The organism is Chryseobacterium indologenes, assembly GCF_018362995.1.
Classification (GTDB): domain Bacteria; phylum Bacteroidota; class Bacteroidia; order Flavobacteriales; family Weeksellaceae; genus Chryseobacterium; species Chryseobacterium indologenes_G.
Genome location: NZ_CP074372.1, coordinates 2,496,425 through 2,510,824, shown reverse-complemented (window position 1 = coordinate 2,510,824; position 14,400 = coordinate 2,496,425). Strand labels below are relative to the sequence as shown.

The 14,400-nt window shown below is 38.9% G+C and carries 8 protein-coding genes; 4 read left to right on the top strand and 4 right to left on the bottom strand.

The features are described from left to right. The first annotated feature begins 180 nt into the window (after nucleotides 1-180). The 4 genes from DYR29_RS11325 (at nucleotide 181) to DYR29_RS11310 (ending at nucleotide 6,012) form a co-directional block, all read left to right on the top strand. A complete protein-coding gene (locus DYR29_RS11325) occupies nucleotides 181-2,772 on the top strand; it encodes a fibronectin type III domain-containing protein (protein WP_213276949.1) in 2,592 nt (863 codons plus the stop codon). A gap of 143 nt (nucleotides 2,773-2,915) precedes the next feature. Next, a complete protein-coding gene (locus DYR29_RS11320) occupies nucleotides 2,916-4,100 on the top strand; it encodes a hypothetical protein (protein WP_213276948.1) in 1,185 nt (394 codons plus the stop codon). Between the two features lie 10 nt (nucleotides 4,101-4,110). Beyond that, nucleotides 4,111-5,532: a hypothetical protein gene (locus DYR29_RS11315; protein WP_213276947.1), complete on the top strand. Its 1,422-nt coding sequence runs from the start codon at nucleotides 4,111-4,113 to the stop codon at nucleotides 5,530-5,532. A 24-nt stretch (nucleotides 5,533-5,556) separates the two neighbouring features. Further along, entirely contained in the window at nucleotides 5,557-6,012 is a 456-nt protein-coding gene (locus tag DYR29_RS11310) for a DUF1801 domain-containing protein (RefSeq protein ID WP_213276946.1), read from the top strand. A 185-nt stretch (nucleotides 6,013-6,197) separates the two neighbouring features. On the opposite strand, the gene DYR29_RS11305 is transcribed toward DYR29_RS11310, so the two are convergent. Genes DYR29_RS11305 through mgtA form a run of 4 tightly spaced genes read right to left on the bottom strand, consistent with a single transcriptional unit; the run spans nucleotide 6,198 to nucleotide 14,397 of the window. After that, entirely contained in the window at nucleotides 6,198-7,463 is a 1,266-nt protein-coding gene (locus tag DYR29_RS11305) for a TolC family protein (protein WP_213280545.1), read from the bottom strand. Continuing rightward, nucleotides 7,453-10,548, bottom strand: coding sequence for an efflux RND transporter permease subunit (locus DYR29_RS11300; RefSeq protein WP_213280544.1), 3,096 nt, complete (start codon nucleotides 10,546-10,548; stop codon nucleotides 7,453-7,455). Before DYR29_RS11300 ends, DYR29_RS11305 begins: the two co-directional genes overlap by 11 nt. Nucleotides 10,549-10,563: 15 nt before the next feature. After that, nucleotides 10,564-11,664 carry an efflux RND transporter periplasmic adaptor subunit gene (locus DYR29_RS11295; RefSeq protein WP_213280543.1) on the bottom strand — a complete coding sequence of 367 codons (1,101 nt, stop codon included), beginning with the start codon at nucleotides 11,662-11,664 and terminating at the stop codon, nucleotides 10,564-10,566. Between the two features lie 60 nt (nucleotides 11,665-11,724). Then, nucleotides 11,725-14,397: a magnesium-translocating P-type ATPase gene (gene mgtA, locus DYR29_RS11290; protein WP_213280542.1), complete on the bottom strand. Its 2,673-nt coding sequence runs from the start codon at nucleotides 14,395-14,397 to the stop codon at nucleotides 11,725-11,727. Nucleotides 14,398-14,400: the final 3 nt, after the last annotated feature.

The window sequence follows — 14,400 nt, the reverse complement described above, 5'->3', positions numbered from 1 at the left end:
ATAAAATTAAGAATCAATAAGAAGATGTTTCATTAAGTTTTACTTTGTCTTTGAAAGTTGCTTATTTAAATGATGTTTGATATTAATTTTTCACACATTTTAAATAAAGTTTAAGATTTTGTTAAAAATAACATTTTTGTATTATTATTTTTCCTAAATTTCGCCTCAAATGTGATTAAAATGGTAATAAATTTATTTTCTAGAGTGATACCTGCTATCGCTCTGTTTTCTGCCAGTGTACTCATGGCTCAAAATTATCAAACGATGCCGATCTCTTCAGGCTTTACAGCTGATGTAATTGCAAACGGGATAGGTTCTTCAACAGTTACTACAAATAATGACGTAGACGGAGTTTCTTATGCTTTTATAGCGAAAGATTTTCAGCTGACCTCCACAAGTGCAGCGATTACGTATGGTATTCCTGTTGATGGAGTTATTAATTCTGTAGTGGGAACCACTCCGGGATTGAGCTTTCAGTTAGCCAGTTTGAATGCGAACAACTCTTTAAGGCTGGCTGCAATCAATGATAACGGAACTTTGGCATTTACAACACCAAAAGCAGCAACCAAGCTGTATATGCTTGCTGTAAGTGGAAGTGGGACTTCTACAGTAAGTGTAGTGGTCAATTTTACAGATGGGAGTTCACAGACGTTTTCAAGTATCAGTCTTGCAGACTGGTATAATGGATCTAATTTTGCCATTCAGGGAATAGGAAGGATTAAAAAGCCGGGAGCTACTCCTGGAGCTGGTGATGATGTTCCTTCTCCTGAAGGCGGAACCAATCCAAGATTATATCAGGCTGAACTGGCAATAGATGCAGCGAATCAGACAAAACTGATACAAAGTGTAACAGTAACCAAGGCTAGTGGTTCAGGGATACCGAATATTTTTGCTTTTTCAGCAGATGCTTATTCGGATTGTATGCCTCCTGTATTGCAAGCCGTTTCAGGAATCACGGCAAACTCAGCTTTGATTTCATGGACAGGCAGTGCTGCCAGCTATGATGTATACCACAGTACTTCAAACACAACACCGGCGAGCTCAGTAACACCTACCTATCCGGGAGTAACAGGGACCAGTACAACGATAGGAGGTCTTAATTCCAATACCACTTATTATTATTGGGTAAGATCCAACTGTAACACAGCGACAGGCCAAAGTGTATGGTCTTTTGCAGGAACATTTAAAACAGCTTGTTCTACTTTCACGGTTCCGTATACAGAAAACTTTGATACAACAAGTACAGGTTCCAGCACCAATACAAATGCACCAAGCTGCTGGGCATATCTGGAAAGTGCATCATTTGCGGGTTATGGATATGTAACTACATCCAACAACTATTCAGCACCTAATGCTTATTATTTATATAACTCTACGGCTACTACAGGCAGCCAAATGTTAGTTTCGCCTCCAACTGTAAACCTTTCAGATGGTACTAAACGGGTGAGATTCTATGCAAGATCCGGATCAAATGGGTACACATTGTTAGTGGGTACTTTATCAAACCCTGCTGATCCTGCGTCTTTTACACCAATTGGTTCTCCTATTGCTCTGACAACTACCCATACACAATATACAGTTAATATTCCTGCGGGTTCTGATTTACAATTAGCATTTAAGCATGGTTTAGGAGGTACAGGCCGTGGACTTTATATAGATAATATTACAGTTCAGAATATTCCTTCTTGCCTGGAGCCTACAGCAGTTACGTCGTCAAACGTAGGAGCGAACACAGCAACGATCGGTTGGACGGAACCATCTCCGGTTCCTGCAGGTGGATACGAAGTTTATTACAGCACAAACAATACTGCACCTGATGCTTCAACTGTTTTAAACGCTACAAACTCTGTAACTTCTACAACAGCTTCTGCACCGTTAAGCGGACTGCAGCCCTCTACAACATATTATACGTGGGTAAGATCTAGCTGTAGTGCATCTGATAAGAGCATCTGGAGTACTTCTACATCATTTACAACTCTTTGTGTTCCAATAACTACACTGCCTTGGAGTGAAAATTTTGATGCAATGGCAACTATAGGTTCTGCAATCATTCCGAACTGTTGGAAACAAACTCCGGGAGGAAGTTCATCTAACTATAACTTTACATCAGCAAATGCTTCCCAGCAAGCTTATAATGATCCTAAATCTGCTCCAAATTATGTGACGATTTATTATCCATATAGTAATGCAGCTTATTTATGGACACCTACATTTACTCTAACTGCAGGAAGTTCGTATGATTTTACATTCTATTGGGTAGGAGACGGCTATTCTGGTTGGCAGAATGAAGTATTGGTAAACAACGGACAAACAGCGACCGGAGCAACTAGCTTATCAACATTTATTACGGCTGATCAAACAGCTGCGGGGGGAGGTAATAGTGCTAATTATACTAAAGTTACCGTTACCTATATCCCAACGGCTACTGGTGACTATTCATTTGGAATTAAAGCTTTGAATACAACAACGGCTCCATATTATATGGGATTTGATGATTTTTCTCTTACACAGTCCAATTTAGCTACAGCTGAAACATCTGTTAAGAAAAAAGAAGTGAATGTATATCCTAATCCTTTCAAAGATGTTCTGCATGTTGCAGATATTAAAGATGTTAAATCTGTAACGGTTACAGATGTAGCAGGAAGAGTGGTGAAAACTATTGACAATCCAACCTCAGAACTTCAGTTAGGAGAATTAAATACTGGTTTATACTTAGTGACAATGAACTTTAAAAATGGTTCAAAATCTACAGTAAAAGCCATTAAAAAATAAAATTTTTTGAGTTAATAATTTCTGTAGGCAGTTGCATTCGTGTGGCTGCCTTTTTTATGATCCATTAAATAATAACTGGACAAATTATTCTTAAAAAATGTTGATGAAATTATTATACATTTGCACCGAAAACTATAACACCCATGAATAAATTAAAACTACTCTTTTTAATACCATTATTTTATTCCGAATTTTCACAGGCTCAACGAATTGATAAAGAAATGATCAGTTTCCAGCTTTTGAAAGAACCGGTTTTTCCTACAGACCTTTCCAACAGAAACTATACGATTACGGTAAAATCTCCCTATAACATTACAAAAGATGATGTTATAAGATTATCAAAAGAAGATCATCAGAAAAAGGTGGATAATTATCAGGCAAACGTTGAAAATGCCAAGTACGAACACGGAGAAAGATTGAAGGATTATGATGCTGAAGTGAAAAAGCTTCAGGAAAAGTACAAACTTGAGTCTGCAGAATACAGCAAGTTATCAGCGGTTGAAAAAATTGCAGCTACCAACGGTGCTCCAACGCTGAGATTACCATCCAGACCTGTCCTTAATATTCCTCCAGTTCCAGTGTATCAGCAGCCTGACCTGAGAGACGCCTTAATTGTGGATAATAAAATTCTGGCTTCTCAAATAGATGTGATCGGTTTTTCAAAAGGAGGAAATTGTCTCGATATTGTCATTGAAATGGAAAGAACAAATTTTCAGGACAATCAGGGAAAAACTTTCGCCAATCAACCTACAAGAATTATTGCAAAACAGGGAGGAACTGTAAAACTGGATAAGACTTATTTCTCAGATTTTGCAGAAATAGCAAGCGTTCCTACCAATGAAATTAATCTGAATACTCAGGAAAAAAGATTCCTGCAAAGAACCATTGACCGTACAAGGAATATTATCAATGAAAATTTCGGGTATCAGACCATCAATTCTACCGTGACCTTGGCAACTGTGAAGAACAAAGGAGAGTATGATGATCTGGAAAAAGCATATATCTACGTTACAACCAATCTTAAAAAACTTCAGGCAAAGACAGATTATGCACCGAATAAAGTAGCTATGGAAAACATGCAGAAAGGGATTGATCTTTGGAAAAGTGCTTTGACAAAAGTAAATTACAACGATAAGAAAGCGCTTTACAACCAAAAGATCGGGGAGTATCTTTATTTTAACCTGATCAGATTGAATATCGCATTAGGCAATTACCAGGAAGCAGAGAAATATTTAAATGAGTTACAGGAACATCTGGTAGATATTAAACTATCCTATGATGCCAATCTTGAACTGAAAAGATTAGAAGAAAAAATTTATAATAATTAAAGAAAACGATATGATTAAACAGATTATTGCTTCGGCATTAATTACAGCTTCTGTGTACTCTTATGCACAGACGAAAGTGACTGAGGGAACAAAATTCACGGTGGATGCCAATCTTGAAACGGATGATAAACTGGTACTGGCAGATGATTACAATTCTTATATGTTCAGTGCCATCAATATTGACGGACTGATGAGAAATGTTTTTCCTCACAAGAAATTATTAATGAGAAAACTGGATCAGAACGGAAGTCTTGTGGATACTTATGTGAAAGATTACGCCAATAAAACGAATGGTGTTCTTCACAATTATTTGGGATCACAGCAGATTGATGATGATAAATTTATAGCATTTACTGAAGAATATTTTGGAAAGGAAAACAGGAAAGAAGTTTTTCAACATGTTTTCAGTAAAAAAGAAGGTACTTTTACAACAAAGAGTATTGCAAAATACAATATTGAATCTACCAACAGATCGGGTACAACTTATGTACTTTTCTCAGAAAACGGAAAATATGCAGCCATCTTCAATGACAGATTTGCCAACAAAAAAACAGATAATGTAAATGATGTTCTGGTATTGGACCTGAGAACCCTTTCTCCGGTTTGGAACAAAGAAATTATATTGAGTAATGATTATGTTGAAAAATCTTTAACATTAACTAACTCAGCGAAAATTGTTGTACTGCGTAAAGCTGCAGGCTGGAAGGAATCTTATAAGTTGGAATTGGTTTCCAATACTGAGGATAAAGATCTTCCATTTGATGACAAATATATTCCTGAAAAATTATATGCTTTCAGTAAAAACGACAATGATTATCTGGTGACTTTTGGAAGAAAAAATGCAGCAGTTACCATTGGAGCGAGTACTTTTGGAACGGTAATGTTTTATGATATGAAATCCGGGAAAGCGGTGATCAGCAATACCAATTTAGCGGGAAGCAAAGATATGAACGACGTGAAGGTCATCAAAACTATCGTGAAAGGGGATGAGACTTTAATGGCTGTTCAGCAGGAAACGGTGACAAGACCGATGCCTACAACAATGAATCGTTTCCCGGATCCCGTATATTCTCTGGATGCAGGAATGCTGATTAAATTTAATAAAGAAGGGGAAGTAAAGCAATTTGTAGCAGCAGGAACTTCTACTGGAAAAAGAATTCACGTGGTTGAATCCGGAGACAAGCTTTATATTTCTGCATTCTATCCTAAAGGAGCATTCGGAAACACAGGATTCTCTATGAAAGTTTTTGATTTTGCCAACCTGAAACCTCAGGAAGTAAGCCTTGATTATAAAGGAAGAAACTTCTTCCAGAACTATGGTTTTGCAGATGGAAATATGATTCAATATGTTCCGAATGTCAACAAAATGATGTTCCTTCAAAAGAGCAGCAAGGATGTTCAGATGTTCAGTGTGTACAATTTTATAAAATAATCGTATTTTACAAAAAATTACAATATGCAGATTCAGTCAGTTTCTATAGAAGATTATGTCTCAAAGATTCCTGAAGAAAGACAGGAAGCTTTCAAAAAACTTTATGATGCGGTAAATGATAATCTCCCGAAAGGTTTTGAGGACGCTACAAATTATGGGATGATAGGTTGGGTAGTTCCTTTGACAACATTTCCTGCCGGATATCACTGTGCACCCGGAACACCGCTGCCGTTCATCAATCTGGCTTCTCAGAAGAATTTTATAGCGCTGTATCATATGGGTTTGTATTCAAAACCGGAACTTCTGGATTGGTTCGTAGGAGAATATCCAAAACATTCCAAAAAGAAGCTGGATATGGGGAAATCCTGCGTCCGCTTCAAAAAAGTGGAAGATATTCCTTTTGAACTGATTGCCGAGCTGAGTCAAAAAATGACTCCTGATGACTGGATCGGAATTTATGAATCTCAGTATAAAAGATAAAAAAGGGCCCTGGAATCTAAATTTCAGGGCCTTTTTTATGCCGGAAGCTGGAGGATGGAAGCAGGAAGTTATAGTTGTGTTTTTAGAATCAATGTTTGTCGTTTGATGGTATGTATTTTACGATTAAAAAGTTAATTAAATGGTGTGTATTTATTCATCGACATCTGGAAACTTCCATCCTCCAGCTAAAAATGAATATCCCAGATTCCAACTTTACGCTCAAGCTCAATCAAAGCAGCTGCATTGTCTGCAAGAGCCTGATAATAATCTTTCCTTACATTGTTATACGTTCTCTGGGCATTCAGGACTTCAAGGATTGAGCTTTCTCCTCTTTTGTAGCTGTAGGTGATTCCTTCAAGAATGTTTTGTGCTTCCGTAAGCATTCCGTTATGAAATTGTCTGAGCTGTTTCTGGGTAGCTGTATATTGCTGATAAGCCTGCATTACTTCAGCTTTTATTCCTTGTTCGATTTGTTTGTACTCAACTTCTGCCTGCGAATGGGCCATTTCTGCTATTTTCAATCCTGCATTTCTTCTGTTGGAAAACTTCAAAGGAATGCTAATGCCCATTTTTACAGCATTTACGGTGGGAGAAGGAGCAATTTCATTCGTAGCTTCGGTATGTCGTTCTGCTCCGGCACTTATGCCTAAATCTATAACTCTATTAGCTTTTTCAAGGCTGATCTGACTTTTGGCAACCTCTGTATTTTGTCTGGCAGCCAATAAATCTGCTCGTTCATTTAAGGCCTGAAGAACCAGATCATCAATACTAAAATCCCTGTTGAATGCATTAAAATCTCCGGCAACATTTCTGTCTGTAATTTTGCTTTCTCCAAGAAAAACTGATAAACTGGTGAACGCCTGCTGTTCTGCACTTTCAGCCTGATATACTTCATTGAGAAGGGAAGCAGCTTCCAGTTTACTTTGTTTGGACGTTACAAGTGATATGGTTCCCAATCTATAACGGATACTGTCGGACTTTGCAAGCTGTTGCATATTTTTATAAGAATCCTGCTGTACTTCAAGCAAAGCCCTGGATTTTAAAGCATCGATATATCCTAAGCTTGCATCTGCTCTCAGGTTCCTGAAGAAATCCTGCAACTGTATTTTGCTCAGCTCCGATTGGTTTCTGGCCAGATTTACCCTGGCTTTTCTTTTACCACCCAATTCAAGGGTCCAGCCTAGTGATGCACCATACACATATCCCATATTCTGACTGACTCCATTATTGGTAGTTTCCATTTCTAATTGAGGGTCAGGAAACATATTGGCAGTCTGAATAGTAGCTTCGGCCATACTTACATTGTATTTTTGAGAGGCATAACCCAGATTTTTATTTCCGACAAGACTCAGGTATTCTTCGAATGATAAAAGTTCTTTTTCCTGTGCCTTCATCTCTGTAATGCTCAGCAATACGAGAGATAATATGATAAATCGAACTCTAATTTTCATCTGATTCTAAATTTTGTTTTTCGTTTCGGTGTTCAGCCATAAAATAAATTGCTGGTAAAACGAATAGGGTTAAAATAGTGGAGAACATCAGTCCATAAACAATCACAGTTGCCAGTGGACGCTGTACATCAGAACCGATTCCTGTGGCTAATGATGCAGGGAATAATCCAATTACAGCCACTGTTGCGGTCATCAGTACAGGTCTGAAACGATCTTTTGCCCCTTTGATGGCTGCCTCTTTCAGTTCATATCCTTTCTTACGGAGATCGTTGATATGAGAAATCATAATGACTCCGTTCTGGATAGCAACTCCGAACAATGCGATAAATCCTACGGCTGAAGATACATTCAGAGACATTCCTCTTACATTGAGAGCCAGCATTCCTCCAAATAATGCCAGTGGAACAATAGACATCAGAACCAAAGCCTGTCTGAAATCTCCAAATGCACCGTATAATAAAAGAAACATGATTGCCAATGCCAGCGGAACAATAAATGCCAGTCTGGAATACGCCCTGTTTTGATTTTCAAACTGTCCGCCCCATTTGATCTGATATTTTTCGTGATCGTATTGGATATCTTTTTCAATTTTATCCTGTGCTTTTTTCAGGAAAGAAGAAAGATCAGTTCCTCTCAGATTCAGCTTTACCGTAAGATGACGTTTGTTCATTTCTCTGGTAATGGTACTTTCACCGGTGCTTAATTTTACTTCTGCCACCTGAGACAATGGGATTTTTGCTCCTGAAGCTGAAGTCAGCATCAGATTTCCGATTTTATCCGGCGTATTACGGCTGTCTTCTGTATAACGGCATGAAATGTCATACACTTTATTGCCGATAAAGATCTGAGAAATGGCTTTCCCTCCCAATGCCACTTCAATAAGGTCGGCAACATCTGCTACATTCAGTCCATACTGAGCAATCTTGTCTCTGTTGGCAATAATCTGCAGTTGAGGTAACGGCGGCTCCTGATCGATAGCAAGATCTGCAGAGCCCGGAATTGTATTTAAAGTGGATAATACATTTTCTGCAATACGTCTGGTTTCCTTAAAGTCTTCTCCATATACTTTTACCACCAGCTCACTGTGAGCTCCGGAGATTTTATCCATGACACCATCAATCATAGGTTGTGAAAACCCAACGGTGAATCCCGGCATATCTTTATAATCTGTTGCAAGTTCTTTGATGAGGTCGGCTTTTGTTTTTCCTGAAGGCCATTCGCTGTAAGGTTTTATTCCAACAGATACCTCAAAGTGGGAAGCCGTCCATGGGTCGGTACCATCATCATTACGTCCTGCCTGAATCATCATATAAGTGATTTCAGGATGTCTGAGAGTACGGGCACGTAAAGTATCACTCATTTCTTTTGATTTGGCTAAAGAAATTCCAGGAGGTAACTGTACCTGTAACCATATGGAACCTTCATCCAATTCGGGAAGAAAATCTTTTCCTACATGCCAGGATAGGATTCCGGCAGAAACCAGAACGATCATAATAGGAATAATAACTCTTTTAGGAGTTTGCATTATTTTTTCAATGCTTTTTCCATAGGCTGTGCTTAGTTTTTCCAACCATTTATTGTGATAGATCTTCTGTGGTTTCCGATAGATCACATAAGCTAATCCGGGAATCAGAAGCAATGCAACAGCAAGGGCTCCCAACAGGGCATATCCAACAGTAAAAGCCATAGGGGTAAATAATTTTTTTTCTACTCTTTCAAATGCAAATAAGGGCAGATAGGCGGTAATGATAATAATGGTTGAAAAGAAAATAGGTTTTGCCACCTCAATCACTCTTTGGGTAATGGTCTTTTCTTCCAGTGTTTCTTCCGCATTTTCTTCTCTTTTCTTAAGAATGGTTTCCAGCATGACGATGGCTCCGTCTACAATAATCCCGAAATCAATCGCTCCCAGTGAAAGAAGATTGGCCGGAATATTGGTAAAATGCATGAGTATAAAAGCGAATAATAAAGAAAGCGGAATGGTAATCGCTACCAGCAAAGCTCCCCGCCAGCTTCCAAGAAATACAATCAGTACGATAATAACCAGTACAATGCCTTCGGTAAGGGTATGGGAAACTGTGGTAAGTGTAGTTTTTACAAGATCTGTTCTGTCCAGAAAAGGATGGATTTTTACTCCGGGAGGAAGTGTTTCGTTATTCAGTTCTTCAATCGCTTCATGAACGCCTTCCAGTACTTGTGAAGGATTTTGTCCCCTTAATAAAAGTACAATTCCTTCCACACTTTCAGAATAATTCCGTTTTCGGTCTGTGTAGCCAAGAATTCCTTTTCTTTCTAAGTTTCCGTATTTCAGCGTTCCTACATCATTCAGAAAAACGGGAACCCCATTTTGGGTTTTGACTACAATTTTTCCAAGGTCATTTAAATCTTTTACCAAACCTATTCCACGGATGACATAGGCAAGGTTTCCGCGGGGAAGCATACTGCCTCCGGCGCTGACATTATTTTTAGAAATAGTTTCGGTCACTTCAGACAGAGATAGTCCGTATTGTTCAAGCTTATGCGGATCCAGCTCGATCTGAAACTGAGTGGTAATTCCCCCAAAATTGGTTACATCAGCAATTCCTGACACCTGTTTGATACGGGGAATGATAACAAATTTTTGTAAATCCGTCAATTCCCGCAGACTGTGGTTGTTGCTTTCGATAATATAACGATAGACTTCGCCGATGGGAGAGGTAAGGGGATCTAATCCTGGCTGCGCACCATATGGAAGCTCAACATCCGTCAGTCTTTCCTGAATACGCTGCCTTGCCCAGTAATCATCTATCCCGTCATCGAAAACCATCGTAATAATGGAAAGCCCGAAGGTACTTTTGCTTCGCATGACATGCATTCCGGGAAGTCCGTTCAGAGATCTTTCTAATGGAATGGTGATTTGTTGTTCCACTTCTTCAGCGGCCAGCCCCGGAACTTGCGTTACCACTTGTGAAGTCACATCAGCAATATCAGGATAAGCCTCTATGGATAATCTGGTCCAGGAATAATACCCGAAAAATCCCAGTAAAAGGAAGAGAGCAAGCATCAGCCATCTCTTCTGTATAGAGATTGTTAGTAATTTCTTCATAGTTTTTCTTTTACATTATTTTGCATCCAGCATATAAATTCCTCCTTCAGTCATGATGGTTTCTCCGGGTTTTAATCCTGATGTGATTCTTACTGTTTTTTCATCGGTTTCTCCCGTTGTCACAGAACGTTTTTTATATTGATTATTACCGGTTTTTACCCATACATATTGCGAACTGTCCTGCTGCATTAATGCCGTTACAGGAATCATCACTGCTTTTTCAGGAGTTGTTGAGAATTGCACAGTGGCGTACATTCCAGGTTTTAATTTTCTGTCTGGATTATCACATTCAATAAGAACTTTTATACTTCGGGTGCCTTCATCCACTATTTCATTGATGTGATACACTTTTCCGGTAATATTCCTGTCCGGATAGGCACTTACCTTTACTGAAACCTGATCTCCGGTATTGACAAAACGAATGTCTTTTTCCTTTACATCACCGGAAATCCAGACTTTTGATAATTCTGCGATAATCATTACCGGATCTGCATCTCCCTTTAGATATTGGCCGTTTACAATTTTGTTGGAAATAATTTCTCCATTGATAGGAGCTCGTACAATGAGAGGACTTCCTATCCCTCCTTTGCTGTTATAGACCTTTAAAGCTGAAGATGCGTTGGAAAGAGATGTCTTTTTATTTTTAAAATCGGTTTCTACTTCGTCCAGTTCCTTCTGGATACCTACTCCGTGCTTGACAAGATCTTGCTGGCGTCTGTAATTTTTTTCCGCAAGCTGTACATCATTCAAGGCATCTGTATAATCCTTTTGGACTGAAAAATAATCTGAAGAAAGGATCTCGAAAAGCGGGCTTCCGGCAGGAATATTTTGTCCAAGCTGAATAAATGACCGGGTAATTCTTCCGGAAAAAGGGCTGGCAATTTCCGCATAGTGATTGGGAATCGCCTGGATTGTTCCTGCTGAGATTACTCCCTCACTATGTTCCTGTTCGGTAACAACCTGTGTTTTAATTTTTTTGAAAATGGGATTATTTTCAGGAACGGTCACGTGATCGTTTTTTATACGGAGATCCTGATCCTGCGGAGTTTCACTTTTGGGATTTTTACAAGAGGTTACCAATGTCAAAAAGACTATTGTTAAGACTGTTTTTCTCATATAAGTTATTTATAACCATTATTTTAATTTCACTTTATATGTGTGGTTAGAATTTTTGTACTAAAGCCACTGTCCGAATTTTTTGATGAACCATTGTTTCACAAGCTGGGTTAAAACACAGTATCCTGTAAGAATTCCTATTAAATAAGGAAAATAACTCAGAGGTAAAGGCTGCATTTTCAGATATACGGCCATTGGAGTGAAGGGAACCAGGATTCCGATCAGCATGATTAAACTTGTTAAAGCAACTACCGGTGTGGCGGCCCAGCTTTGGATAAATGGAATTTTTTTTGTTCTGATAATGTGAACAATCAAGGTTTGAGATAATAACCCTTCCACAAACCAGCCAGTCTGAAACAAACCTTGTTGTTCCGGTGTATTGGCTTTAAAAATGAAGAACATCACAGCAAAAGTCACATAATCAAAAATGGAACTCAAAGGACCTATATACAGCATGAATTTTTTAATGCTTGCAGCTTCCCACTTTTTCGGTTTTTCCAGAAAGTCTTTATCCATCGTATCCCATGGAATGGAGGCTTGCGATACATCATACAGTAAATTCTGTGTCAGAATCTGCAGCGGAAGCATAGGCAGAAACGGAAGCAACGCACTGGCTCCGATCATGCTGAACATATTTCCGAAGTTGCTGCTGGCAGTCATTTTTATATACTTCACGATATTTCCGAAAGTTCTTCTTCCATAGATCACTCCGCTTCGAAGGACCATCAGATCTTTTTCCAACAGAATGATATCTGCACTTTCTTTGGCAATGTCTGCCCCGGTATCAACGGAGATTCCTACATCTGCTTCCTTTATGGCTGCCGCATCATTGATCCCATCTCCCATAAAGCCAACGGTATGACCCTTGGATCTTAATATTTTTACAATACGTTGTTTTTGTAGAGGACTTACTTTAGCAAAAACAGAATAGAGGTCCATATCCTTGCAAAGTTCCTCATCACTCATATGCTCCAGTTCCTCACCAAGCATAATAGTATTGATAGGAATTCCTACATCGTGGCATATTTTTTTAGCCACTATATCGTTATCACCGGTTACTACTTTTACTTCTACGCCCAGTTTGTGTAAAGCTTTGATGCTTGGTTCTGCAGAGGGTTTCGCCGGATCAAGGAATCCCATGAATCCTGTAAGCGTAAGGCTATTTTCATCAGCAACAGAATAATTCAGTGGATGATCACCGTCAAATTCCCGGATGGCAATCAATAATACACGTAGTCCTTCCGCATTCAGTTTTTCGGACATTCTGATAATTTGCTGTTTCATAAGATCATCCAGTGGAACACTATTATCATTCTCGATATGCAGGCTGTGATCTTCGCCTGGATCTAATGCATATTGGCATAAAGGAAGCATTTCTTCGACTGCACCTTTACAGATCATCAGGTGTTTTCCCGTAGAGGTATTCAATACCACAGACATTCTTCTTCTTTCAAAATCAAAAGGAATTTCGTCTACCTTTTGATACAATTCATCAGCTTTCATCAGGTTGTGAACTTCAGCATGATCCAGCACTGCCTGATCCAGCAGATTTTTGAGGCCGGTTTGATGAAAACTGTTGAGGTAGCCCCATTTCAATACTTCATCATCTTCAATACCACGAACGTTGAGGTGGGTTTCCAATACAATTTTATCCAGTGTAAGCGTTCCTGTTTTATCAGTACAGAGAATATCCATAGCTCCGATATTCTGAATAGCATTGAGTCTTTTAACGATTACTTTCTTTTTGCTCATATTGACTGCTCCCTTGGCGAGATTGGCAGTAACAATCATAGGAAGCATTTCAGGAGTTAATCCTACGGCAACAGCAATGGCAAATAATAAAGCCTGCATCCAGTCTCCTTTTACCAATCCGTTAATAAGGAAAATAACAGGAGTCATGATCAGCATAAATCTGATCAGCAGATAACTCACTTTATTGATCCCGATATCAAAAGCAGTTTCTGGTCTTTTAGAAGCCAGGCTTCTGCTGATGCTTCCGAAATAGGTGAAAATACCCGTGTTTGCCACAACAACTGTTGCAGATCCGCTTACTACATTGGTACCCATAAAGCATATATTCTGAAGGCTGAGGGGATTGCGGTCTTTGGCTTCTTTGATGGGGAGTGCATTTTTTTCTACAGGAAGTGCTTCTCCCGTCAGGATGGATTCACTGATGAAAAGATCTTTACTCTTAAGAATTCTGCAGTCGGCCGGAACCATATCCCCTGCGGACAGAATAATCATATCTCCGGGGACAATTTCAGTGATTTCTATTTCTTTACTTTCATTAAATTTTCTTTTGGTGAGACAGCTTGTCTTTACCATCTTTTTTAATGCTTCTGCCGCTTTGTTGCTTCGGAATTCCTGAATGAATCTTAAAACCGTACTGAAGAGCAGCATCACGGAAATAATAATACTGGTACTGAAATCTTTTTCCCCGGCAGGTACAAGAATAGCATCAATAAATAATGAAATGATAGCAATACAGGCCAGGATATAATTAAATGGATTAAAGAAAGAATGGGCAAACTGTTTGACCCATGAGGGCGCTTTTTGAGTTGCAATTTCATTTTTACCATAAATTTTCAGCCGGTCTTTTACCGTGTTTTCGCTGAGGCCTTCTTCTGAGGTTTCCAGAAGGGCATAAATCATTTTTTCGCTCTCGGCAGCAGCTTCTTTCAATTTTACAAGAGCGGCGGAATTGAGATTTTTGTTTGAAGATTTTTTTAACATTGC